Source organism: Marinomonas hwangdonensis (genome assembly GCF_003721245.1).
Lineage (GTDB): Bacteria > Pseudomonadota > Gammaproteobacteria > Pseudomonadales > Marinomonadaceae > Marinomonas > Marinomonas hwangdonensis.
In genome coordinates this window covers 260112-285016 of the sequence record NZ_RIZG01000004.1, presented here as the reverse complement: position 1 = coordinate 285016, position 24905 = coordinate 260112, and the positions used below count along the sequence as shown (strand labels likewise).

General features: G+C 44.7%; 19 protein-coding genes. 6 read left to right on the top strand and 13 right to left on the bottom strand.

Going from position 1 to position 24905, the window contains the following annotated elements:
* Positions 1–141 precede the first annotated feature (141 nt).
* Positions 142–777 (bottom strand): SDR family oxidoreductase, encoded by a 636-nt coding sequence (locus tag EBI00_RS09205; protein ID WP_123095637.1) that lies wholly within the window; start codon positions 775–777, stop codon positions 142–144.
* 421 nt (positions 778–1198) lie between these two features.
* Between EBI00_RS09205 and lipA the strand changes: the two genes are divergently transcribed.
* From lipA to EBI00_RS09180, 5 genes are all read left to right on the top strand, one after another.
* Positions 1199–2218 carry a lipoyl synthase gene (gene lipA, locus EBI00_RS09200; protein WP_123095636.1) on the top strand — a complete coding sequence of 340 codons (1020 nt, stop codon included), beginning with the start codon at positions 1199–1201 and terminating at the stop codon, positions 2216–2218.
* 322 nt (positions 2219–2540) lie between these two features.
* Positions 2541–3566: a tRNA dihydrouridine(20/20a) synthase DusA gene (gene dusA / locus EBI00_RS09195; protein ID WP_123095635.1), complete on the top strand. Its 1026-nt coding sequence runs from the start codon at positions 2541–2543 to the stop codon at positions 3564–3566.
* 5 nt (positions 3567–3571) lie between these two features.
* Positions 3572–4522: a transaldolase gene (gene tal / locus EBI00_RS09190; RefSeq protein ID WP_123095634.1), complete on the top strand. Its 951-nt coding sequence runs from the start codon at positions 3572–3574 to the stop codon at positions 4520–4522.
* 68 nt (positions 4523–4590) lie between these two features.
* Positions 4591–5112, top strand: a complete 522-nt coding sequence (locus EBI00_RS09185; RefSeq protein WP_123095633.1) for a sugar O-acetyltransferase — start codon at positions 4591–4593, stop codon at positions 5110–5112.
* A 152-nt stretch (positions 5113–5264) separates the two neighbouring features.
* Positions 5265–6377, top strand: a complete 1113-nt coding sequence (locus EBI00_RS09180) for a PQQ-dependent sugar dehydrogenase (RefSeq protein ID WP_123095632.1) — start codon at positions 5265–5267, stop codon at positions 6375–6377.
* Positions 6378–6410: 33 nt separating this feature from the next.
* On the opposite strand, the gene EBI00_RS09175 is transcribed toward EBI00_RS09180, so the two are convergent.
* From EBI00_RS09175 to hrpA, 6 genes are all read right to left on the bottom strand, one after another.
* Positions 6411–8735, bottom strand: coding sequence for a putative bifunctional diguanylate cyclase/phosphodiesterase (locus tag EBI00_RS09175; protein ID WP_123095631.1), 2325 nt, complete (start codon positions 8733–8735; stop codon positions 6411–6413).
* Positions 8722–9831, bottom strand: coding sequence for an ABC transporter substrate-binding protein (locus EBI00_RS09170; protein ID WP_123095630.1), 1110 nt, complete (start codon positions 9829–9831; stop codon positions 8722–8724). Before EBI00_RS09170 ends, EBI00_RS09175 begins: the two co-directional genes overlap by 14 nt.
* An 82-nt stretch (positions 9832–9913) precedes the next feature.
* Positions 9914–12652 (bottom strand): EAL domain-containing protein, encoded by a 2739-nt coding sequence (locus EBI00_RS09165; protein WP_123095629.1) that lies wholly within the window; start codon positions 12650–12652, stop codon positions 9914–9916.
* Between the two features lie 30 nt (positions 12653–12682).
* Positions 12683–13630, bottom strand: coding sequence for a tripartite tricarboxylate transporter substrate binding protein (locus EBI00_RS09160; protein ID WP_123095628.1), 948 nt, complete (start codon positions 13628–13630; stop codon positions 12683–12685).
* A gap of 109 nt (positions 13631–13739) precedes the next feature.
* Positions 13740–14528, bottom strand: coding sequence for an MlaA family lipoprotein (locus tag EBI00_RS09155; protein WP_123095627.1), 789 nt, complete (start codon positions 14526–14528; stop codon positions 13740–13742).
* 41 nt (positions 14529–14569) lie between these two features.
* Complete coding sequence (gene hrpA, locus EBI00_RS09150; RefSeq protein ID WP_123095626.1) at positions 14570–18445, bottom strand: ATP-dependent RNA helicase HrpA; 3876 nt, start codon at positions 18443–18445, stop codon at positions 14570–14572.
* 269 nt (positions 18446–18714) lie between these two features.
* On the opposite strand from hrpA, the gene cysK reads away from it, so the two are divergent.
* Positions 18715–19680: a cysteine synthase A gene (gene cysK / locus EBI00_RS09145; RefSeq protein ID WP_123095625.1), complete on the top strand. Its 966-nt coding sequence runs from the start codon at positions 18715–18717 to the stop codon at positions 19678–19680.
* A 163-nt stretch (positions 19681–19843) separates the two neighbouring features.
* Here the strand turns inward: cysK and EBI00_RS09140 are convergent, their stop codons facing one another.
* The 6 genes from EBI00_RS09140 to rnd all read right to left on the bottom strand — a co-directional run bounded on the left by EBI00_RS09140 (position 19844) and on the right by rnd (position 24904).
* On the bottom strand, positions 19844–20092 hold the full coding sequence (locus EBI00_RS09140; protein WP_123095624.1) for a hypothetical protein: 249 nt from the start codon (positions 20090–20092) through the stop codon (positions 19844–19846).
* Between the two features lie 74 nt (positions 20093–20166).
* The gene (locus EBI00_RS09135) at positions 20167–20967 is read right to left on the bottom strand and encodes a class II glutamine amidotransferase (protein WP_123095623.1); all 801 of its coding nucleotides are present in this window, start codon (positions 20965–20967) and stop codon (positions 20167–20169) included.
* A 17-nt stretch (positions 20968–20984) separates the two neighbouring features.
* Entirely contained in the window at positions 20985–22859 is a 1875-nt protein-coding gene (locus EBI00_RS09130) for a VWA domain-containing protein (protein ID WP_123095622.1), read from the bottom strand.
* A 52-nt stretch (positions 22860–22911) separates the two neighbouring features.
* A complete protein-coding gene (locus EBI00_RS09125; RefSeq protein ID WP_123095621.1) occupies positions 22912–23391 on the bottom strand; it encodes a YcgN family cysteine cluster protein in 480 nt (159 codons plus the stop codon).
* Between the two features lie 17 nt (positions 23392–23408).
* Positions 23409–23702 (bottom strand): YcgL domain-containing protein, encoded by a 294-nt coding sequence (locus tag EBI00_RS09120; RefSeq protein ID WP_123095620.1) that lies wholly within the window; start codon positions 23700–23702, stop codon positions 23409–23411.
* A 59-nt stretch (positions 23703–23761) separates the two neighbouring features.
* A complete protein-coding gene (gene rnd, locus EBI00_RS09115) occupies positions 23762–24904 on the bottom strand; it encodes a ribonuclease D (RefSeq protein ID WP_123095619.1) in 1143 nt (380 codons plus the stop codon).
* Position 24905 lies beyond the last annotated feature (1 nt).

Below are 24905 nucleotides of genomic sequence, written 5' to 3'. Positions count from 1 at the left end.
TACAGCGATAAACCACTTAAAAAACAACTCCCTATAGAAACTTTATCAAGATCAAATAATAGACAAAAAAAAACCGACAACGATATTATCGTAATCGGTTTTTTTTCTTATCTGATACATTAAATACGTGTTTTTAGAGCATTAAACCAACACGTTTTCCACTTCATAAGTACCATTGAAAAGTTCAAAAATCTTACTGTCCAACCCCTCTTTTGTGAGAATAAACAACAAGGATTTAGCCACATCCTCACGAGAAATCGACATTTCATCAACATGAGCGGGGCGCTTTATGGTAATTTTGCCTTGCCCTTCGTCATTCGTTAATGGCCCAGGACGAACTAACGTGTAAGGGACCCCAGATTCCATTAAATACTGGTCTGCCATGTGTTTTGCCACCAGATAGGGTTTGATGTCACCTCCTATCGCATCTGGGTCATCCACCCCCATACTACTGACCATGACAAACTTTTTAACCGACTGTTTTTTGGCGTAATCGACCGCTTTTTTGGCCGCCCACAGATCGATTAGTAGCGTCTTGTCGGCCCCAGTTGTACCGCCAGAACCTGCACAAAAAATAACATTACTCATACCGTCAAAAGCGGCACTGAAGTCTCCTTCTAAATCTGCTTCCATGATTTCCAATTGACTGCCTGCAATAGGCTCAAGTTTCGTTTTATCTCGTACTAAAGCCCTAACAGGCTGATCCGTTTCGGCCAAGGCGGTGGTGACCATTTGTCCAATCTGACCACTTGCACCAATAATTAATGTTTTATTCATAACGCCTCTCCTTATAAAAGTTGAGAAAAAATATCCTTGATCCTGCGAAGCCTTTTTTTCGTATAGGCTTAGTCACTTTTTGTGGTGAATATTGATTAATACCTTACCTATACTATAGAGGCGTGACGTCAGGATAAAACCCCGCCTTATTGGCTTTCATATTTGCTGGATATTAAATGCCGATTCTTGATGACAAAGAAAGGCAGCATGATATCTAGACTCTATCAGGGCACCGCAACCAATACAGACAAGGGGGCTTTATGTAGTTTAATTCGTCGGAACATTGTTCAAGCTTATAAATAACGGTATTCTTGACGTATAGATCACTAGGAAATTTTTATCGTATCCGTGACGTTTAAAGTGTTACGGAACAAGAATTTTCTCAGCAGTCTCCCTTTAGATTGAAAAGTAAGCGACTCCTATGAATGACTCTAACAGTATACCGATTGTTCAAATCCATTCTGATCCAATCAAGAATGGCAATAAATTTGTTAACGATAAAGGCATTACCGCCATTAAAAACGGCATTAAAGCGACAAGCAAAGAAGCTCAAGAGCGCTTGAAAAAGCCTTCTTGGCTTCGCATCAAAATGAAAGATGGTGGTGTGTACAACACGACGAAAAAGATCGTACACGAGCACAAACTCAGCACAGTATGTGAAGAAGCCATGTGCCCAAACATCAGTGAGTGCTGGAATTCAGGCACAGCGACCATCATGCTGATGGGCGATACCTGTACCCGTGCTTGCCGTTTTTGCGCGGTCAACACAGGCAACCCAAAAGGCTGGCTCGATGAAAACGAAGCCAAGAACACAGCCGAATCGGTTAAACTGATGGGGCTTAAGTACCTAGTATTGACCTCAGTAAACCGTGACGATTTAGACGACGGTGGTGCCGGCCATTACGCAGAAGTTGTAAAACGAGTCAAAGCAGAAAATGCCGATGTGTCAGTAGAAGCGCTCACACCCGATTTCCAAGGGGATCTAAAGAGCATAGAAACCGTAGTTGACAGTGGTATATCCGTTTTTGCTCAAAACGTGGAAACAGTAAAAAGACTGACTCACCCAGTTAGGGACCCACGTGCCACTTACGAACAAACCCTCGCTGTATTAAAACACGCGAAAGAATACAAACCTGACGTACTGACCAAAACCAGTATCATGTTAGGCCTAGGTGAAACAGAAGAAGAAATCATAGAAGCGATGGATGATTTACGCGCTGTAAATTGTGATATTTTGACGTTCGGTCAATATCTACAGCCAACAGAACATCACCTTCCTGTTATTCGATACGTCACCCCTGACGAGTTTGACAAATATCGCCAATGGGGTCTTGATAGAGGCTTCCTTGAAGTTGTTTCTGGAGCGCTTGTTCGTTCTAGCTATCGTGCAGAGCAAGTTCTCATGAAGAACAACGTCGGCTTAGGCACAGCTCAAAAATAAGAAAGCACACCACTCAATTGATACAAACAACCATGGGGATTCTTACCCATGGTTGTTGTGGGGACAAAATCATTAAACCAGCAAACCGCTTTACACTTATACTCATTTAGCCTTACTTCACCGATAAGTTTTGCATTCCTCCTAATTGATACATTCACCCAACAAATAACCGATTATTTAGGGATTGTTTTAATAACTCGAAAACTAGACCCTCTTGTCTCTTAGATATCTTGTAATTTTATGACATAATATTGCGCATATGTCGCAGGGAGTCACTCCCCTATGTTGCGATGCTTTTTTGAACTTATTCGATACGTACACAATGCCATTAGATAATGGGGTAACCCCAGTAAATTCAAGCACTAAGCTTGATCGCCGATTTTCTATTGCACCCATGATGGAGTGGACCACGAGCGATTACCGTGTGTTTGCGAGAACATTAACAAAAAATACGCTGCTGTATACCGAGATGGTGACGACGGGTGCCTTGTTGCAAGGTCATCATCCTGAAAGATTCTTACGATACGATGGTTGCGAACACCCTATTGCTCTTCAATTAGGTGGGTCTGATGCGATTGCGTTGGGTAAATGCGCAAAAATAGCGGAGCAAGCGGGCTTTGATGAGGTTAATCTTAATGTCGGCTGCCCGAGCGATAGAGTTCAAAACAGTTTGATCGGTGCGTGTTTGATGGCTCACCCTAATAAGGTGAAGGATGCCATGCGTGCCATGCAAGACAACTGCACTATTCCTGTGACCATTAAGCATCGCATTGGTTTAGACGACCAAGAAGAGTACAGTGTGGTACGAGATTTTGTTGGTGATATTGCGACAACTGGCGTGAAGACCTTTATTGTCCACGCTCGTAATGCGATTCTGGCGGGCTTAAGCCCGAAGGAAAATCGTGAAATACCACCACTAAAATACCATTATGTGCATCAGTTGAAGAAAGATTTCCCAGACCTTGAAATCATTATAAACGGTGGCATAAAAACACTAGAAGAATGCCAAGAACAATTAGCGCATGTCGATGGCGTGATGGTTGGCCGTGAGGCTTATCATAACCCTTGGATATTGAGCCAAGTCGACAATGCATTGTTTGGCGGTCAGCCGTTGGTTCATGATCGCTACGAGGCGCTAGAAGCTTTCGTTCCTTATGTTGAACGCAAGCTGCAAGAAGGCGAACGCTTAATGCACCTAACCCGACATATTCTGGGTATCTTTCAGGGCGAACCCGGCGGTAAACAGTTCCGTCGTTACCTTTCTGAAAACGGTCATAAAGCCGACGCACAGATAAATGTATTATTAGACGCCATTGATTTGGTCAAACATCATCAACACAAAGGATAAGAGCAATGAGCAACAAGTTATCTCAATTAAAAGAGTTTACGACCATTGTGGCCGACACCGGTGATATCACGGCAATCAAAGATTTTTTACCACAAGATGCGACAACCAACCCATCTTTGATGCTTAAAGCGGCACAAATTCCTGAATATGCCCCTTTCCTTGATCAAGCGGTTGCTTGGGCAAAAACGCAAAGCAACGATAAAGACCAGCAAATCCTAGACGCTGGCGACAAGCTTGCAGTGATCATTGGTACTGAAATCCTAAAATATGTTCCAGGCCGTATTTCAACTGAAGTGGATGCGCGTTTGTCTTTCGATAAAGAAGCGACACTAGCGAAAGCTCGTAAATTGATCGCCCTTTATGAAGAAGCTGGCGTGTCTCGTGACCGCGTTCTGATCAAAGCCGCATCTACTTGGGAAGGCATTAAAGCCGCAGAAGAGCTAGAAAAAGAAGGCATCAACTGTAACCTGACATTGCTTTTCTCTTTCGCGCAAGCGCAAGCCTGTGCTGAAGCTGGCGTTTACCTGATCTCTCCATTCGTTGGTCGTATCCTTGATTGGTACAAAAAGTCGACTGGCCAAGAATACACTGCAGAAACAGATCCAGGTGTAGTATCGGTTACTGAAATCTACAATTACTACAAGCAACACGGCTACAAAACCGTTGTGATGGGCGCGAGCTTCCGTAACATCGGCGAAATCGAGCAACTTGCTGGTTGTGACCGTTTGACCATCAGCCCTAACCTACTTGAAGAGCTGAAAAAAGACGAAGGCAAACTTGAGCGTAAATTGGTGCCAACTACGGATGTGAAACCTGCTCCATCAGCAATCACAGAAGCGGCATTCCGTTGGGCAATGAACGAAGACGCAATGGCAACAGAGAAACTGTCTGAAGGCATTCGTAACTTCGCAGCGGATCAGCGTAAGTTGGAAGTGACGCTAGCGTCTATGCTTTAAAATAGAAGCAAGTACGTTAAAAACGCGACCTAGGTCGCGTTTTTTATTTTTCACCAGAAGAACAAAAGATGACCGAAACAACAGAATTTGAAAAGATGATCAACGGTGAAACATTTAATGCGATCGACCTAGATCTTCGCCTACGCAGGGAAGCAGCTCGCCTTGCTTGTGCTAAATTCAATGCACACCCAAGCAAGGGCAACCTTCGTCATGTCACCCGTTTGTTTGCCGAGTTTGGCAGCGTGGTAGTTGAACCCGGCTTTCAATGTGACTATGGATCGCAAATTCATCTTGGCGAACGGGTTTATATTAATTTCCAGTGTGTTTTCCTCGACAGCGCCAAAATCCAAATTGGTGACGATGTACTCATCGGACCCGGTGTGCATCTTTATACGGTTGATCACCCAAGAGAGGCTGGGTTACGAGCCTCTGGCGAGTGCTTTGCACGCCCTATTGCCATAGGCAACAAAGTCTGGATTGGCGGCGGAGCCAAAATCCTCCCTGGCATTAAAATCGGCGATAACGCCATTATCGCTGCGAATGCAGTGGTCACTCGACACATCGCCGATAATGAACGCTATTACGGATAACACTCAGGCCATTTTTTGACCCATTCTTTACTAACCATTACAACTGGGTAAGAAATGAACAAGTAGCGAAGGAGGCAGCCAATTTTGTCGTAAACCGCGCTTTTTTTGCTATATACTCTTTTTATCATAAGCAAAAATAATGGGGTAATCCGATGAAAACTTGGATCGTGTTATTAGCCAGCACTCTTGTACTGCCTGCTCATGCCTCAAATCACATTACTGATTCAGAAAAAAAGACACCTTTGCAGGTAGAAACCATTGCCCAATTCAATGGTATCCCTTGGGGGTTAGTCTTGCTAGACAACCAAACCGCCATAGTAGCGATAAAAAATGGCGCGGCATATCGGGTGAATCTCGCAACGCGCATGACAACCCGTTTAACAGGCTTACCTAATGTAGATAACCGTGGGCAAGGTGGTTTGCTTGATGTGGCAATCCCCCCTATCGCTAATACTCAAAACTGGCTGTATTTCACCTATGCGAAACCAACCAGTGAAGGCTCAACCACGGCGCTCGGCAGAGCCAAACTGGATAATAACCACTTATCTGATTGGCAAGATGTATTGGTGACCAATGCCGTTGTTTCAGGCACGAAACATTACGGCAGCCGTATCACGTTTGATAACAAAGGCCATGTTTTCTTTTCTATCGGTGACAGAGGCGAACGCGATCTCGCACAAGATCTGTCCAATCATGCGGGCAGTATTATTCGTTTACGCCTAGATGGCAGCGTCCCTTCAGACAACCCTTTTGTTTCTGACGCCAACAGTCGAAACGAAATATGGAGCTATGGCCACCGCAATCCACAGGGCATTTACTATGATGCAAAAACCGACACACTTTGGTCTAACGAACATGGCCCACGTGGTGGTGATGAAATCAACCTTATTCGCGCCGGTGGCAATTACGGGTGGCCTATTGTTTCATACGGTAAAGAATACTGGGGACCCAGCATAGGTGACGGCGCAGAGAAAGAGGGCATTGATAATCCTGAGGTCGTGTTCACACCGTCCATCGCACCAGGCAGCCTGTTGCGTTATAAGTCTAGTAATGCATCTGACTGGAATGGCGACTTTATTTCACCTGCATTGGCTCTAAGACATTTAAACCGTGTGAGCATAAACCAAGATGGTGAATACACGGAAACGCGCTACCTCGAAGACTTGAATGAGCGCCTACGCTCTATTGCCCAAGACGATACGGGCGTTCTCTACATTGGCACAGATTCAGGCAAGCTGCTAAAAGTGACGTTAAACGGCTCATAAAATCAGCCGTTAACTGAAACAGATTTTAGCTCTTCAATTCAAATCTTGATAAAAAGTCAGGGTTTGATATCGAGCAAACCAAGCATCTAACGCTTCAAAGGGTATGGGTTTGGACAGCCAATACCCTTGAAAGTAATCGCAACCCGCTTCTTTTAAGAATTGCTGTTGTGCTTGGTTTTCAACACCTTCTGCCGTCACAACAATGCCTTGTAAATGACACAACTCGATCAATGGCTTAAGTAACTTAGAGTATTCAGGACCCGTCATGCGTGTTGTTAATACTTTATCAAGTTTTACTTTACTGACGGGATAGTCGATCATGTGTAGCAGTGGCGTGTAACCTGCTCCAAAGTCATCAATCACAATACTGAAGCCGGCCTCTTGAAGACCATGCAACACGTCAAACACCGCATCACTTTCTGCATAGGCAAAGGTTTCCGTCAGTTCAATCTCAACGCTCCCATCCGCAATACCATAGTGTTTTTTCAACGCAACCAGATGCTCTAACGCCATTCTGTGCCCTAACTCTGCGGCGGAAATATTGACGGATAAGGTACAATCTTCGCCAAAAATAGCACGTATCTCAGGCAGCTTTTTGAACGCTGTTTCAAATACCCATTTGTCTATTTTAGCGTATGTGCCTGTTTGCTCCGCAATAGGAATAAATTCTTCTGGGTCCACATTACCCAATTCGGGAGAATGCCAACGTATCAGAACTTCAAACCCTTTAACCTGATCATCCACTCCTGTGTAAGGCATGTAAACAAGCGCAAATTCATTATCGCAATCAACGACTTTAAGGTGGTTTTCTATACTCTTCATTCGTCGCGCTTCTGCTGCAATACTAACAGAGTAATGCTCAAAACGATTTTTTCCTGAGCGTTTCGCGTGATACATAGCCATATCCGCACTGGCTATTAGTTCATTCAATGTCGGGCCATCTCCCGGATAAGAAGCGATACCCATACTAGCGGAAACAGGAAAATGGTAGTTATCAGACTGATAACCAGAAGAAAACAGTTCGACCACCGATTGCGCCAACACGTCCACCTCTTCGGCATTATGATGTTGCAAGACAATTGCGAACTCGTCGCCAGACAGACGTGATGCCATGCAACTGCCATTATTCTGCTGAATAAAGGAAACCAATCCATTTAAATCTGTCGCCAAAGAGCAGAGTAATTCGTCCCCAGCTTCATGCCCATAGGTATCATTAACGAATTTAAAATTATCAAGGTCGATATAGACCATAGAAACAAAATCATTGTTTTGCTCGGCTTTCATTAAAATATGCTTAGCATATTCATAAAAGCGAATTCGATTGGGCAAGGAGGTTAGCGTATCGGTTACCGCCATTTGATGGGTATGTTTTAGATTAGCTTGCAACTGACCAAACAAGTCATAGAATTTCTTACTGAGTTGTCCGACTTCGCTTTTACTAAACGTCGGAGAAATATTGTCTTTTTGATAAAACATCACCTCCGTCAATTCTTTGTCCAGTTTCGTGATCGGCGACGTAATAAAACGAGACATCAGTAATAAAAGCAACCCATAGGTCACACTACCTAATGCGACAGCGGTTGCCATTAAGCGGATCAAAAACGCCAGCATGGGTGAATTTATAATGGTCTCATCAGGTTGTAATGTAAGGAAGTAACCTGGGAAAACTTCTATCGAATGAGACAGCCCTTTCTCGCTATTGAGTATGTTAGACCACTGAGCTGTGGTCATGTAGGACTCTTCAAGGTGGCTTAGCATAGCGGAAAACTGATCCAGCTGGACCGAAAAAGACAACTGCACACTAGCGCGAATGTCTCTACCTTTAAAGGGCAAAAAAGCCACCCTATCAAGCAATCGACCACTAATAAAACGACTACCAGACTCCTCTGTGATGAGCTGCCGTTCCGATATTGATCGATTGTTTATCATCTCGAGTGACAAGCTCTGATGTGATGGACTAATCGTCGCAAAAGGATCAGTACTGCGTTCATAATAAAACAGCGGTTGCCCAACACCATTGTAGAGAGCAAAGGCGACCCGGCTCGAAGGATTAGTCAAAAACTGATTCGCCATCTTGTGTAAGCTTTGACTGAGAGTCGCATCGCGGTAACTTGAAGGCTCACTTGCTAGAAAACTCATCAAATAACCGCCTTCCAGAAACAGCCCTACTAGGTTATCAGCAATCGCTGCTTCTTTGTTAAAAATGCCCTGAAGCTGCAACATACGTTGCTCCAGTTTGGCCTGTTCAAGCTCGACTATATTGATTTTTTGATATTGATAAACAAAAAACGTCGCAAAGCCATAGCCAAAAATAACAATCGGGAGCAGTAATAAAATAAGTCGTCTATTTAGACTCATGAATAACCTTTATTGCTTCTTGAATACGAATACGCTGACGTATTTGCAAATCTGACATAGGCGCAAATGGGAGCAGGCTATTAAAGTCTGTTTCAGAAAGATATACCAATGGATCCTCTCGAAATGCCTGACTTTGTAAGTGATAAGCGTTCACATCCACTGTCGCCACACCAAGCTCTTCAGAATTGATTGCTGCCACATTCGGTTGCCCAATATGTGCTAGAAAGGACATTGCCAAATCACGTTTCTGACTGCGCGATGGGATTATCCAGCAGTCTAGCCATACGAGCGCTCCTTCCTTTGGAATAACATACTGCCAAACGTCCTCGCCCACCAGTTCGTTCATAGTGTACTGGTCACCACTATAAACAATTGCGGCATAAAGGTCTGCTTTACGCTTTGAATTAAGTAAAAAAGAAGGCGCATATTCGTAGGTTAAAACCTGGTCTGTTTGCTCTTTTAACAATCCAAACGCAGCTTCTAAATCCTTTCTTTCATTACTGTCTGCTTGCAGTTGCAGTGTTAACAAAGCTGGCGCCAACAAAGAGTAATAGTCGCTTATCATGCCAATATGCCCCGACATGTCCTGCCTTTGCGAAAATAAGTCAGACCAAGAAGAAACCGGCTCATTCAGCATGTCCGTACGATAAGCTATTCCGTAAGTTCCCCATAAATATGGGACACTGCGATCTCCGCATTGCTCTATCCAGTCAGTTCTCATCAGTGAAGGTGCAGCTTGAGTATCCCATCCTTCGAGTTCAGCCACATGCCCCAAACTGGTCAGTTTTTTAGCTGAATTGGCATCTACTACAGCAAGATCCACCTGATGCTGAGAACCGTCTGCCAACAAAACATCACGAATTTCTTCATCATCATAAGTAATAATATGAACCTTAGCGCCTGTTTTTTCCTGCCATTCCTCTATCACAGACGAGGCAATATAATCGTCCCAATTGAGAATATTGAGTGTTTCCTGACTAGATGCTTGCGCTGGCAGTATTGCCAAAAAACAAATCGATACACAGAAATAAACAAGATCAAACCTAAAACGATATTCGATCAGAGCCGCCAATGTCACAATCTTAATAATAGTCACCCTTTAACTTGTGTCGCTATTATTGGCATTTTTGCCAAAATCACACCAATACCCTTCTTTGTGCTTTTCAACGGAATAACTCTTACGTGCCTAAGTGATGTTCGACTCTCGCTAAAAAGTCATTTAGCGGCATAGGTCGACCAAAATAAAATCCTTGATAAGCTTCACAGCCATAAAGTGCAAGCGCCCTATACTGCTCTTCCGTTTCGACACCTTCTGCGATCACAGACATATCTAGCCCCTTGGCTAGTGTCACTATGGTTTGCGCTATAGTGGTTTGGTTTTCAAGGTCTTGTACGAAAGACTGATCTATTTTTAGTTGCTCAAGTGGCAGCTGACGTAAGTAGGAAAGCGAAGAATAACCTGTACCAAAATCGTCTAGCGAAAAGGATACTCCCTGATCACCCAATAAATTCATTTTTAAAATCGTATCTTGCACATCATTCAACAACATACTTTCCGTCAGTTCTAGTTTCAAACGCTGAGGATTTGCGCCACTTCGCTTCAGCGACGCCATCACCTGCTCAACAAAATCGCTTTGCATCAGCTGTCGAGCACTGATATTGACTGATAACGTGAGATTCTTTGTCGAGCTCGCATTTTCCCATTGAGCGATCACTTGACAGGCTCTATCCAGCACCCATTGACCGAGCGGTAAAATCAGACCTGTCTCCTCTACCACGTCAATAAAATGCCCTGGAGTCACCAAGCCGCGTGTTGGGTGGTACCATCGAATCAATGCCTCAGCACCAATAATGTTCAAATTAGTGTCTATTTGTGGCTGAAAAAACAGCACAAACTCTTTATTTGTCATTCCCTTGCGAACGTCATTCGCCAGTTCGGCATGCTCCAAGACTCTCGCTTGCATAGAAGGATCGAAAAAGCGCCGTGTGTTGCGCCCAGCGGCCTTTGATTGATACATGGCAAGGTCAGCTTGTTTTAGTAACTCTTCGTAAGACACTTGGTCCCCTTGGAACAAGGTAATACCAATGCTGAGCGTACTGAAATATTCAATCGCCAAAATACGATAAGGTGCCGACAAAGATTTAAGCAGCTGTTCTGCTAGCAGTTCCACTTGCTGTGAGGCGATGTTAATGTCCTCATCTAAATCTTCCAGCAAAATAATAAACTCGTCACCTCCAATGCGGGCAACCGTGTCATCTTTACGAACATTATTAACTAATCGATCTGCTACCTGCTGAAGCAGGATGTCCCCCGCATCGTGACCTCGAGTATCGTTTAAGGTTTTGAAATCATCTAGGTCAATAAATAGAATCGCCCCCGACCTTTTCTGTCGGACACTCGCTGCAATGGCATGATTAAGCCTATCCATTAACAACTGGCGATTAGGTAATCCGGTTAATTGGTCATAAAAAGCTAGCTGCGTGATTTTGTTTTCTGCGGCTTTTCTTTGTGTCGCATCGATCAAGGTAACCACATAGTTGTTAACGTGTTCGCTACTCTCAGATTGAACGGCTGTAATACTGATCCATTGTAAGTACTCTTCCGCGTTCTTACGGGTGTTCCACACTTCACCTTGCCAAAATCCCTTATTAACTAAAGCGTCGTTCATTTCTCTCAAAAAGACCGCATTATTGTGATCGGACTGAATAAAGTCTAAAGGACGACCTAAGGCTTCACTCACACTGTACCCCGTTATTTCGGTAAACGCCCGATTGACACGTAATATCTTCTGATCTGGGTCGGTAACAATCATGCCCTCCGCGGATTCAAACACAGTCGCTGCGATATTGAGGTCATGTACCATCTCCTGCATGGCATACCCCACCTGATTGTATTCTTTAATGCCCCCTTTTTCATATTGAACGCCCCTAGAACCACCTTGAATCTCTCTGATGAAATCCATTAGCCGAGCCACATTTTTAGTGTGACTGATATGAATTAAGCTGGCAGCGATCAGCAGCACGACAATAAAACCACCAGACAACAAATAAAATGTCTGCTGATATGTCTCGGTTATAGAGGGAAAGCGATCGGCTGACAGACCTACCTCAGCCCAAATCTTATTTATGTCGTTGGGTAACGAAATAACCTGACGCATAAGGTACACATCGTTACTTTTATCGACTGTACCCAAAAGAGGGAATCGTGCTGGCTCACTGACGAAATTTACGCCAGAGTATCGTTGCCATGGCTTGTTATTTGTCCCGATTTTAAGGATATCAACATCAATTTGTTGCGCCACATCGGCAACGAACTCTCTATTCTGTCCGATTGCAAGGCCTATAAACATATAACCTTTGAGCTGAATAGTGGCAGGATCAAACAATGGAACAGATTTAATTAATGCGTTCAAATTACCTGAGTTTACCAAACTCCAGCGATTTGCATAAAGAAAAGGCGATCGCATTTCCTCAAAGAAAGCACTGATGTCATAAAGAGGCAAGCCAGCATCGTAGACTAACTCATTGTTGGTGTTCGTAATAAAAAATATGTCTAGGTTAGCTCCTAATGCAGAGTCTTGAAACATGAAAGCCATGTCTTCTGCCATCATGCTAATGCCACTTTCATTTCCATTGTCGATCGAACTAAATATTCGATTGGCGGCCGAGCTCTGCAAATATACATCCAGCAGGCTCAAGCGAATTGAGACCAAGTTTTCAATCGTTTTTTGTCTCTGCTGTAGTGCATTGTGGATTTCTAGATCCAAACTCTGCTCTGCTGCCCGATAGGCGTAAAGCATGCTTACCAACAAAGTCAACAAACCCAATGCGCCAAATACTAAGGCAATACGCGTGGTAAACTTCAACTCAAAAAAGCGAGGTCGGCGTTCAGAAGAATTGAATCTTTTAGATGGCATATTAAAAATTAACCACAGAGAATAAATACATTAATTAGCCTCGTTAAGGAGTCTTTGGTATTTTGCCACCTGACGGGAAAATAAATCCTTTAATGTGGGTTCGTCCATGAAAACAACCGGCATCTTAATCGTTTTTTCTGTCACCGCAATAAAGCGTGGATGTTGCGCGGCTTTTTCAAAGGCGGCGGCCAATATAGCCACCTCTTCATCACTGGTATTACTCGGCACCGCAGCCACACGGATAGGATTCATACTCACATCATAACCTAGCTCTCTTAACGTAGGCGCAGAAGGATAATACGCTAATCGCGAACTGGTCAGGCTGGCTAAAACACGCATTTGACCTTTTTCTGTGTAGACACTGTGTGTACCGCCGCTAAAAGCAAGCAGGGCATCACCAGAAAGCACCAACGGCGCCATACCAGCTCCACCTGTGGTTGGAACAATACGCAATGAAATGCCTTCCTTTTTGGCTATGCGATTAATAATCAAACGATCAAACTGATTCTGCGTTGCGTATACGAGATCAGGATTCTGCTTTGCATAGGCTACAAAGCCTTCCCAATCTGCAAAAGGGCTGCTCCCTCCAGTCACAAACGCCAGTTGATCTAAAGTAACGCCCGCTACATAACGAAAGCTGGTAGCGTCATAGGAAGTTTTGGTTACTAGAGGAGACATCACAAAAGGCGTTGACAAACCATATTGGAAAACATACCCGCCTTCCTTGCTATTCGCTAACATAGCCGCAGAAACACTGCCGCCAGCGCCCGGCATGTGCAATATATTGACAGGCTGACCTAAAATTTCCGCTAAAATAGGAGCCAAAACACGAGCTTGTAAATCCGTACTGCCACCCGCATTAAAACCAATCATCATGGTAAGAGGTCTATTAGGGAAGTTCTGACTCAACGCCGTGTTAGACGCCATAGACGCAATTAAAAATAGAACCATGTTAAAAAACATTTTGGAAAAACCCATTAGCCTTCTCCCACCACAGTCGTGTCTAAGTATGACACAAGCTTGTGTAATCTATTGTAAATAAAAGCCTACTTAGGGTGAGTCTGAGCATTTTTAATTATTGAAAAGATCACTCGCTCCAGCTATCTGCCTCCCCCCAACTGTCTTCTTCACCCCAACTGTCTTCTTCGCTAAAATCTGAGGAATCATCGGGCAACTCGCCCTTTCTGGCAGAGCCTTTTCTAGGAGGATTACCATCATAAACAGCAAAAGCGCGGCTTTGCAGATACACATCCCTAACAAAACTGTACCTATCGCCAATGATCATTGACTCAGCACTTAACAAACGAGCGCGCGTTTCCACAATGTCCAACCCCAACAAACCTAGCTTTTCGTCACTATTAGGGTCCAGAATGCTTTTTTCATCAATGTAGGAAAACTCCACAGCCAATCCCGACGTATCACGGACAGTAGAGGGCCCTAAAAAAGGCAATACTAGATAAGGTCCTGATGTCACGCCCCAGTAGCCCAAGGTCTGACCAAAGTCTTCTTTATAATGCTGTAAACCCAGCTCACTCGCCACATCAAAAATACCGAACCAGCCTGCGGTGCTGTTAATCAGAAAACGAAACGTCGACGAAGCTGTCTCGTCCCATTTACCTTGCAATAAATTATTAGTGATGTTGCCAATCTCACCTAAATTAGAAAAGAAATTACTGACGCCCTTTTGTACTGGATTCGGTGTAATTGCCTTGTAGCCTTCTGCAACGGGTTTTAGTACAGCGCCATCAACCGCATCATTAAAAGTAAACATAGCACGGTTAAAGCCTTCCCATGGATCTTCTTCTGTTGCGGCTAACGCGGGCTGAGAAAAACCCATCAGCAAACTCAACAACAAAGCGCTTATGACATTGTGCATTTTACTTTACCTATAAAATCTCTATTAAATTCAATATAAGACTAAACCAATTTTTTTACTTCTTGCCACTGTTTTTTTAAACGTTTATCGGAAATGGGCTCTAGCGTACCAACCGATTGAGCAAACAGAGATATTCGGTATTCTTCTAACATCCAGCGATACTTGATCAATTCTGGGTCATACAAGGCTTTTTCATCATGGGCTTTTTTCTGTTTTGCATAGGTTTGCCACAAGGATTCAAGCTCAGTAACACATTGATTTTCTTTGTTCAAATGATTCTGAAAACGCTCTAGACGCACTTCGATGCCTTTAAAATAGCGCGGTAACTGCCCCAACCAAAACAGTGGCGTATTACCGATAAATCCCGGATATATAAGGTGTTCTAATTGCACCTTAATATCCCCAAAAACCCGCGTCCACGGCAGTGGAATATTGCCTTTCATCTTCTTCGCCACCCCTTGATAAGATGACAAAACGCGATAAAGCTGCTCAGCCATATCATTCGCTACGGCGATTAGACTGGATTTATGAGTTTGCACCGTCTGCTCAAAGTCTTGCTTCGATCTCGGCAAAGGCCGCCCATCTAAAAACACCTTATCCAAAACGGCATTTAACAAGTCGTCTAAGAGGATCTCTTTTTGACCCAAAGGGGAGAAAATCAGCATGGACTCTTTTAAATGTGGCAGATTTTTTTGCAAATAGCGCATTTCTTTACTCAAAGTCACCTTAAGCAAGGTAATGACGCCCTTTCGATGCGTTTCTATTGCCGTGTTTTGATCGTCAAACATCTTCAACGAAACACTGTCGCCTTGGGCTACCAAAGCGGGAAACGCTGTGACCTTAATGCCCGCTTGCTTAATCTCTTGAAGCTCAGGAATACCTTGCTCAGGCCAAGTCGTTAAGCCTTCCTTCTCATGCTGTTTAGTGCCAAACTTCGCGAAGCTTTCTTCTACTAAGTCACTAAACTTCGCTTGCAGTTGCCCCAAACTTTTGCCCGTACCCAGCACTTTACCGCGTTCATCCACCACCTCTAAATTCAAGGTTAAGTGTGAATCAAGCTTTTCCGCATTCCATTCATTCAGTGGAATATCGATCAAAGTCTCACGCTTGATTTGCAAGCTCAGTTGCTCAAGCAAATCCCCCTTATCTTTCGATAAATTCGGGTATACACGATCCACAAACTGCGGAATCGGCACAAAACGGCGGCGCAAGGCTTTGGGCAGGCCTCGAAGTAAGGCCTCGCAACGCTCTTTAATAAAACCAGGCACCGCCCAACCTAGATCCTCTAAACTAAGCTGTCTTAACAAGCCAACGGGCACTTTTAAAGTCGCGCCGTCGGTCTCTTTGCCTGGCTCAAATTTATAATCAATGGGTAACGCCACCCCGTTCAAACCAAACGAATCAGGAAAAGCCATGTCATCCACTGTGATATCTTGATTCACCAAATCTTGCCGAGTCATTAACAAGGCATCCGGTGCGGTTTTCACAAAGTGCTCTAAACTTTTTGTGTTACGCACGTGATCAGGTAAACGCTGATTGTAAAAAGCGAAAACGGTTTCGTCATCGACCAAAATATCGCGCTTTCTCAATTTGGCTTCTTGGGTTTCTAAGGACTCAATCAAGGCTTTGTTTTTGCGATAAAAAGCCTGTTTAGTGCGCAGCTCGCCTTCCACTAGACCAGAACGAATAAAAATCTCACGAGCCTCTGCTGGATTAACATGGCCATAATCCATACGGCGTTTCGCCACAATCACCAAGCCATAAAGCGACACTTGTTCGTGGGCCATAATACGACCTTGGTTACGCTCAAAATGCGGATCAAAGTACTGGCGTTTGACAAAGGGTGCCGCGTACTCTTCAATCCAAGCAGGATCAATACGTGCAGCAACGCGTGCATAAAGCTTACTGGTTTCCACCAATTCCGCGGCCATAATCCACTGTGGCGGTTTTTTGAATAACATAGAGCCCGGAAAAATCGCCAACTTACGCGAGCGACACCCCAGCATTTCTTTGCTGTCTTCCATTTTATTGGCGACTTGGGTAAACAAGCCCGCTAATAACGAACGATGAATCGCTTCATAATGGCGCTCCGCATGGTGTACTTCTTTAAAGCCAAGCTGCTTGCAGGCAATCATGATTTGGCGATGAATATCTCGCCACTCGCGCATGCGCATGAAGTTTAAAAATTGCTTACGGCAATACTGACGTAACTGGTTCTGTGATAGCGCTTGGCGCTGCTCTTCAAACCGCTCCCACAAATTCAAGAATACAGCGAAATCAGAGTCTTCATCTTTATCGATTGCGTGAGCTTGATCTGACTGTGCTTTTTTGTCTTGCGGTCGTTCCCGCGGGTCCGGTATGGACAAGGCGCTGACAATCACCGCCACTTCTTTGAGCACACTGTGCTGCTCGGCAGCAATGAGAATTCGGCCTAATTTCGGATCAATGGGCAACTTAGCGAGCTGTCGACCAATCGGTGTCAGGCGCTCTTTATCTAAAGCGCCTAGCTCAGTGAGGGCTTGATACCCATCGTTGATCATGCGCTTGTCAGGCATTTCAACGAAGGGGAATTTTTCCACCGCCCCTAACTTTAAACTGGCCATTTGCAGAATAACCGAGGCCAAGTTGGTGCGGAAAATTTCTGGATCAGTAAATTCAGCTCGATTATTAAAATCAGCCTCGTCATAGAGTCGAATACAAATACCATCCGCTACACGACCACATCGCCCCGCCCTCTGATTGGCGCTGGCTTGGCTGATTTTTTCAATGGGCAATTGCTGAACTTTAGAACGTACACTGTAGCGACTAATGCGCGCTAAACCTGGGTCAATGACGTAGCGAATACCCGGTACCGTCAACGAAGTTTCCGCCACATTGGTCGACAAGACAATACGGCGCCCAGAGTGGGATTTGAAAATACGCTGCTGTTCGCTGGCACTCAAACGAGCATAAAGCGGCAAGACTTCAGTATTGCGCAACTCAGCACGACGTAAGATTTCAGCGGTGTCGCGAATTTCTCGCTCCCCTGGCAAAAACACCAGAATGTCCCCTGCACCGCGATAGCCAGATTGACGCTCTTCGGCAATCAACAGCTCTACCGCATCAAGAATGCCTTGCTCCATGCTTTGGTCTTCGTCTAGCTCTTCAGAATCCGACTTGCTCATCAAGGGCTGATAACGCACTTCTACCGGATAAGTACGGCCAGACACTTCAATGATAGGCGCATTGTTAAAGTGCTCAGAAAAACGCTCTACATCGATGGTGGCCGACGTCACAATGACTTTCAGGTCGGGACGGGCCGCCAATACCTGCTTTAAATACCCCAACAGAAAATCGATGTTCAAACTGCGCTCATGGGCTTCATCGATGATAATGGTGTCGTATTTATACAGGCGTTTATCTTGTTGGATCTCTGCCAGCAAAATACCGTCGGTCATCAGTTTAATTAGGGTTTCTTCGTTGCTTTCGTCACTGAAACGCACCTGAAAGCCCACTTGCTCGCCTAACTTAACTTGCAACTCATCACTGATGCGTTCCGCCACACTACGCGCCGCAATTCGCCTTGGTTGCGTATGACCAATAAGACCTGCGATACCGCGGCCGGCTTGCAAACACATCTTGGGTAATTGCGTGGTTTTACCAGAGCCCGTCTCACCTGCAATAATCACCACTTGGTTTTCTTGAATCGCCTTGATGATTTCATCGGCACGAGCGGCCACAGGCAAGCTTTCGTCGTAAATGATTTTCGGCAGGCGTGACAAACGTGCTTGATACAAGGTTTCAGACTGCTCAATGAGTACATTTAACTCAGATTGCATTTTATCAAATGGCAAGCCGCTCTTTTGACGCTTGGCCAGCTGTGCTTGTTTTTGATCAATAAGGTGACGGTCACGCGTCATTACGGCATTGGTCGACATGATAAGTAAACTTGTATCCCTTTACTTGGCGAAAAAAATTGGCGCAAAGAAAATAATGGTAATCAAATAAAGCGCCGTTGGTGTTAGAGGTCTTAGGGTTGTGCTTCCAACAAAGCGACGTGGTTACACGAAAACCTCTATCTATATGGTTGTAAATTCTAACATTAATCCCAACCTAAAGGTTATAGTGAACAACATTCGCGGCCCATCTAATACGATGCGATCACGATTCACAGACTATCTCAACCATCAACAAAAAAGGACACGGCATGTCTGCACACATTTTTGAAGACAACTCTTTAACCATTGGTAACACACCACTTGTACGACTAAACCGTATTGGCAATGGCAATATTTGGGCTAAACTCGAATCTCGTAACCCTGCTTTTTCAGTAAAATGCCGCATTGGCGCCAACATGGTGTGGGATGCAGAAAAGAAAGGCATTCTGACAAAAGGCAAATCCATTGTAGAAGCGTCGAGTGGTAACACAGGCATTGCCTTGTGTTTCGTTGCCGCTTCTCGTGGTTATCCCATAACCATCACTATGCCATCCAGCATGAGTATTGAACGCCGCCAGGTCATGAAAGCGCTTGGTGCGACGATCGTCCTAACGGAACCTGCTAAAGGCATGAAAGGCGCGATTGCTAAAGCCGAAGAGATCGCTCAAGACGAGAACTTCGTGTTACTGCAACAATTCAATAATCCAGCCAACCCTGACATTCATGAAAAAACCACTGGCCCAGAAATTTGGCAAGACACCAATGGCGACATTGACGTATTTGTTGCTGGCGTCGGCACTGGCGGTACTATCACAGGCGTGAGTCGTTACATTAAAAACACTCAAGGCAAGGCCATCATCAGTGTGGCAGTAGAACCCACCAGCTCGCCTGTTATTACACAAACCCTAAACGGCGAAGACCCAACACCGTCACCACACAAAATCCAGGGCATTGGCGCAGGCTTTGTACCAAAAAATCTAGACCTTTCGATGGTAGACCGTGTGGAGCAAGTCACCAACGAAGACGCGATTGCCATGGCAAAACGCTTAATGCGTGAAGAAGGTATATTATGCGGTATTTCTTGTGGTGCTGCTGTCGTTGCGGCGGAACGCTTGAGCAAACTAGCAGAATTTAAAGACAAAAAAATCGTCGTGGTTTTGCCAGACTCAGGAGAACGTTACTTGTCTACCGCTTTATTTGAAGGCGAATTTACTAACAACGAATTGGTTCAGTAATCATTAACATGGATAACCCCCTCCCGACCTCCCCCTTAGTAAGGGGGAGGAGCAAACTGCTTCCCTCCCCTTAGCCTCTCAAGGGGTGTGAACTGTCTGTCTAGTACCCTCCCCTTTATGTCTTTCAAGGGGAGGGTCAGGGAGGGGGCACTTTTTTACCTATTTAATGCGGCTTTTTCGTACCGTAACGCACCATGTCTTTGCCATTTTCAAACACATAAGGAGTGACCCAGCGGCCCAGTAATAACTGTTGATTATCATCCAGCACCGCCACAAACGGACGACCATTGGCATTGTTGGTTGCCAACGCCACGCCCGATACATTATTCAACCCCAAACCACCGGCTTCTATTAAACGCAAAAACGTCTCAAGCTCGTCCAAGGTCTCAATCACATCGTTGTCATTAATCATTCTTTCTACTCTGTTAAGTCAATCGTGCCGCAAGAATACCAGCAAATTATTCTTTAACCCAAATATCATCGAATCTACAACGCTTTAGGTAGACGATCATCTTTTATCTGGCTGACGACTTCGCCGCCTTCGAATACACACAGCTCTCCCTCAGCCATTTGTTGCCAGGTTTCGTCGTGGGTCAGTGGTTGAGTAGCGATGACAGTCACAACATCTTTGTCTGTGGTAACTTCTTTAAAGTCGATAATCACCTCTTCGTCAGACAAGGTGGCTTTTTTAAAAGGAGCACGGCGGGTAATCCAGTGTAACTTTGTGGTACAAAAGCAATATAGACGCACACCGTCTGACAACATCATATTAAACACACCGCGTTGCTTTAACTGTAGAGACAATTCAGACAAGGCTGTCGATAAGGTATCTAAAGACGGCTCCTGATCACCAAAGCGCGCTTGCAGTTGCTCCACAATCCAGCAAAATGCTCTCTCCGAGTCCGTGCTCCCTAATGGATGGTGATGCACTATGGATAACGAACCAGATGACTCTAATTGACCATTGTGTGCGTAAGTCCAAGTTTTCCCCCAAAGCAAACGGTGAAACGGATGAGTGTTTAACAGACTCACGGCCCCGACATTGGCTTGACGAATGTGGCTAATGACGATATCACATTTTAGCGATGAACGGCTGATGACTTCAGCCATGTCAGAATCGGCGCTAGGGCGTGGATCATGTATAGACCAGACGTCGCCATCTCGGTACATGGCCATGCCCCAGCCGTCTTTATGTGGGCCAGTACGACCGCCACGGGCACGTAGGCCTGAAAAACTAAAGCAAATATCTGTTGGCACATTGGCACTCATGCCTAATAACTCACACATGATTTTATTCGTCTCTTTTAGGTAGGTGTGTTCTTTTTGATCCGTCGATACAACAGGATACCACCACCAATAATGAATATACCGCCTACATTTAATAACACATACAGAATCCAGTCTTTAGAAGAAAGTATGCTTTCTGCATTATTATTGGCGTCTGTGTTACGCACCTCTGCTTCAGCTGATATGGACGTATTATTATCGGCTGGCACGATATCTCGCATTGTGTCATCCACAAGTGTAATAGAAGGCGCCACCAACATAGGCGCGGTGCTGTCCGTATCCGATGCCGTTGTCAGCGATGCAATATTCGAAGCAAAAAGAGCTTCTTTTGTCAATCGGTCACTGCGAATAGCAATGGGGGCTTTACCCGCGTCTCTTCCAACCACCCACTCAGGCGTTTCATATTCAAAACGCCTACCAAACTGCGTGACCCCAATTAATCTGGCTTTCACCTTAACATAACGACCAGCATCAACTGAAAGTGCTTTTTCCCAATAACCTTGCCCAATCAAAGGCATTAAAATCGACTCTGATGTGCCATCGGGGTAAGAGAATAGGAGGGTAATACTCGAAGCAAACAGGTTTAATTTTAAGTTAACAGGCTTAGCTGAAAAACGGATGGTGTCGTTTCCTACTGGTACACCGATAAAGTCAATGGCAGGATGCACAGTAAACTGCTGAACGATTTGTCGAGAAAAAGTTTTACCATCAACAACACTAGTTAGCTCGTACAATCCAGGCTCACTAATACCCTCATATTCTTGCTCAAATTGATCCTGAAAGTGCACCATGTCACCACTAAAAAGGGTGTTTCTAATGTCACCGTTATTGTGTATCAGTGTTTGTTTTATTGTCACTAGATCTAATATCGCATTGTCAGTGATTTTGTTTTCTTGCTCAAAAAGGTTCGCTACAGAACGAATAGGTTCTCCTTCAAAAACAATGGAAGACAAGACACTCATGCGGGCACTTAAATTAGTCATGACTCGTACACTACTGCGTTCTAAGTCCACATCCCTAAGTGACCACAGCCCTTGCGCAGGATCTTGTATGGTGATCAAGGTGTAATGGTCAGACACCGAGAGAGCCACTTTGTCATTGCTCTGCAATGGCAAGATGTCGCCATTGGGCATAAGAATACGGGGCTGGCGTGCTTCCTCATGAAACATGAGAAGTGTTAACTCTTCTATTGCAGCGTCCACAGAAAATTGATTGCCATTGATGGGCAACTCTTCGGAGGGGGAAGCCTGAGTAAAAATGCGATCAAAGGTATCCAGTAAATCATCGGGAAAAGCCACCTCAGTATGGGTAGCATTTGTCTGCAAGGCGATGGATTGAAGCAGTTCTTTATCTGTATGACCCGCAATAGAAATGGTGTGAAGATGCACGTTTCGCTCAACAAGTTGCGTCGTAAGCTCATTTAAAATCCGCTCTCGTGAGGCGTCATTCACCGCTTCATCTAAACTGATATCGACCATTCCGTCGGTCACCAGAATCCAATGTCGATTAAAATCGGTCGATAGGTCCCCCAAATCTGGGGTATCCAACAGCATACGAATAATGGCTTCTAGATCTGTCTGCACATCTTCTGTTGTGTAGTTTCGTAAAAAATTCGCCAGCTTAGCTTTGGTCTCAGTGTTAACTTTGGCTTCAGGAAACAGCACCCTTGGCGCTTCACCAAACAGCCAAACACCCAAAGTCGACTCATCCTCAGGGGCAAGCTGAGAAATGAGACGTAAGGCCTCGGGGGTTAACTTGTCGGGATCACTGATCAGCATGCTGCCAGAGGCGTCAACAATGATACGAAACTGCGTACTCGCTTGAGTAAGAGGTGCCATGCTGAATACAAGGACGGATAACAGCAACACAGTATTGATTTTCAACCACTTCACGTTTGCGAACTCCTTGAACGACGTTACACTGTTAATGTTATCTCACAGGTATTCACACTATCTCATGAGGCTCCGGCATGCCATGGACCCATTTAATAACATGTGTTTCCCAGTCTTCTTCACTGACAGTACGCTCATTAACCGCATAATGTCGAACGCTTAATCCCTGGCGCAGCATTTCTTTGTTGCTGCCAGTCACTAAAGGATGCCAGTTTGGCAGATCTTTGGTTTCATGCAAAACGCGATAGCTGCAAGTGTCTGGCAGCCATTCAAAGACATCAATCTGACCTGCGGTTAACGTCACGCAACTAGCGACTTTTTCTTGGCGTGTTTCATAGACTTTACACTGGCATGTTGCAATGTTCAGTTGATGACAAGCTAGATTAGTGTAATACACCTCTTCCGTCTCATCGTCTTGCAACTTTTGTAAACAACATTTGCCACAACCGTCGCACAAAGACTCCCACTCTGATGAAGACATTTGCTCCATTGGAATGGTCTTCCAAAACGGCTCGTAACGCTTAGCAATCATGATCGCAATCCAAGTAGTTAATAAACGGCTTGTGTGGGGGTCTTATACAAATCCAACAAATAGTCTTCTTTTGCTGGCGGCATTTGCAAATAAAAACCTTTTTCTCGGATTTCGCTTGTCACTTTTTCAGGTGTTGCGCGAGCAAGCTTACTTTCATTGGTTAACAGCATGGTCATGGCACTAATACCTTTACCAAAACGCGCCATCAATTCTTCTGGAACGTCTTTTAACCCTTTGCTTTTTTCTACGTACAAATACATCCCGTCGTATTTAGTAGAACGGAACACTTGTACAATTAAATGTTGTTTCATAGTTTTCTCTTGGCGATATCACGCCCTTCTGGGACTTTTTTTAATTCACACGCTTACTATTAAGACTTATTAAACTTTTCTAACACAGGATCAACAATCTCCTTACGACGCCAGCCTGTTAAAGCGGGGTTTTGCCAATCGATGTCTGTGCCATCAAAAAGGTGTCGAACCAAAGGATCTAATAACTTACGTTTCATCATAGCTTCTGGTGCAATGTCTAAGGCATCAGCCCGCTCACGCACAAAAGATTTAATGGCTTTTGTAAGTTCGCCTGCTTGCGATGGCAAGGGAATTTCTAAAGGACGTTGATATTCGTCTGCAGACAGTTCGTTTACCAGCGCCACTTTTTTCAATACCGTTTCACCGTATAAGCGATGTTGACGCCCTGTTATTTCTTCCGCTTCAGAAATGGCTTTGTGATGCGTAGGCATTATTTTTGCCAACGACCAAAGGGTACGATCTTTGAGAATCTGCCCTTTTGGAACGTCTTCTTTGCGAGCCTGCTCATCACGCCAAATAAACAACAAGCGCAGCAGAGTTAAGCCAGCAGGCGGTAGTCGCCATGCGGTTTTCACGCCATCCCAGTTTTGTTCTGGGTCAGCATTCATTTGATATTGCCACTTCAATGACTCGCAGTCTTCCATCACCCAATCAAGCATATTTTTGGCTTCTAAACGAGCGATTTGCATGGGGTAAACCTTTGCCAGATACACCACATCTAAGGCCGCGTAACGCTTTTGTGCCTCCGTCAAAGGCCGTTGCAACCAGTCTGAGCGCGTTTCATCTTTATCTACCGCTATCTGCAAATATTCAAAGATCAACTTTACGTAACTGAGTGACCATTGGGCACTGGCGTAAGCTTCCCCGATCTGGGTGTCATAAAAGGGCGTCGGCAATACACCTAATAAACGATCAAAAACGTCCATGTCTTCAGAACAGGCATGGAAAACTTTCATTACTGACGGGTTTACCATTAACGCTTTAAGCGGCTGCCATTCATCAATGGCTAATGGATCAATTAATACCGCTTTGTCGCCTTCACTGATTTGGATTAACCCTGTGATCGGAAAATAGGTACTGCGACGGATAAATTCCGTATCCACCGCGATCACAGGCAGCTGCGCCCAATAATCACACCAAGTGGCCAGCGAAGTGTTATCCGCTACCCAAACAATATTCAGAGCATCATCTTGATCATTCATA

What these genes read in the sequence shown, in the direction of transcription:
- EBI00_RS09205 (WP_123095637.1), bottom strand. Translation starts at nt 777, where the DNA reads ATGAATAAAACATTAATTATTGGTGCAAGTGGTCAGATTGGACAAATG.
- lipA (WP_123095636.1), top strand. Translation starts at nt 1,199, where the DNA reads ATGAATGACTCTAACAGTATACCGATTGTTCAAATCCATTCTGATCCA.
- dusA (WP_123095635.1), top strand. Translation starts at nt 2,541, where the DNA reads ATGCCATTAGATAATGGGGTAACCCCAGTAAATTCAAGCACTAAGCTT.
- tal (WP_123095634.1), top strand. Translation starts at nt 3,572, where the DNA reads ATGAGCAACAAGTTATCTCAATTAAAAGAGTTTACGACCATTGTGGCC.
- EBI00_RS09185 (WP_123095633.1), top strand. Translation starts at nt 4,591, where the DNA reads ATGACCGAAACAACAGAATTTGAAAAGATGATCAACGGTGAAACATTT.
- EBI00_RS09180 (WP_123095632.1), top strand. Translation starts at nt 5,265, where the DNA reads ATGAAAACTTGGATCGTGTTATTAGCCAGCACTCTTGTACTGCCTGCT.
- EBI00_RS09175 (WP_123095631.1), bottom strand. Translation starts at nt 8,735, where the DNA reads ATGAGTCTAAATAGACGACTTATTTTATTACTGCTCCCGATTGTTATT.
- EBI00_RS09165 (WP_123095629.1), bottom strand. Translation starts at nt 12,652, where the DNA reads ATGCCATCTAAAAGATTCAATTCTTCTGAACGCCGACCTCGCTTTTTT.
- EBI00_RS09160 (WP_123095628.1), bottom strand. Translation starts at nt 13,630, where the DNA reads ATGGGTTTTTCCAAAATGTTTTTTAACATGGTTCTATTTTTAATTGCG.
- EBI00_RS09155 (WP_123095627.1), bottom strand. Translation starts at nt 14,528, where the DNA reads ATGCACAATGTCATAAGCGCTTTGTTGTTGAGTTTGCTGATGGGTTTT.
- hrpA (WP_123095626.1), bottom strand. Translation starts at nt 18,445, where the DNA reads ATGTCGACCAATGCCGTAATGACGCGTGACCGTCACCTTATTGATCAA.
- cysK (WP_123095625.1), top strand. Translation starts at nt 18,715, where the DNA reads ATGTCTGCACACATTTTTGAAGACAACTCTTTAACCATTGGTAACACA.
- EBI00_RS09140 (WP_123095624.1), bottom strand. Translation starts at nt 20,092, where the DNA reads ATGATTAATGACAACGATGTGATTGAGACCTTGGACGAGCTTGAGACG.
- EBI00_RS09135 (WP_123095623.1), bottom strand. Translation starts at nt 20,967, where the DNA reads ATGTGTGAGTTATTAGGCATGAGTGCCAATGTGCCAACAGATATTTGC.
- EBI00_RS09125 (WP_123095621.1), bottom strand. Translation starts at nt 23,391, where the DNA reads ATGATTGCTAAGCGTTACGAGCCGTTTTGGAAGACCATTCCAATGGAG.
- EBI00_RS09120 (WP_123095620.1), bottom strand. Translation starts at nt 23,702, where the DNA reads ATGAAACAACATTTAATTGTACAAGTGTTCCGTTCTACTAAATACGAC.
- rnd (WP_123095619.1), bottom strand. Translation starts at nt 24,904, where the DNA reads ATGAATGATCAAGATGATGCTCTGAATATTGTTTGGGTAGCGGATAAC.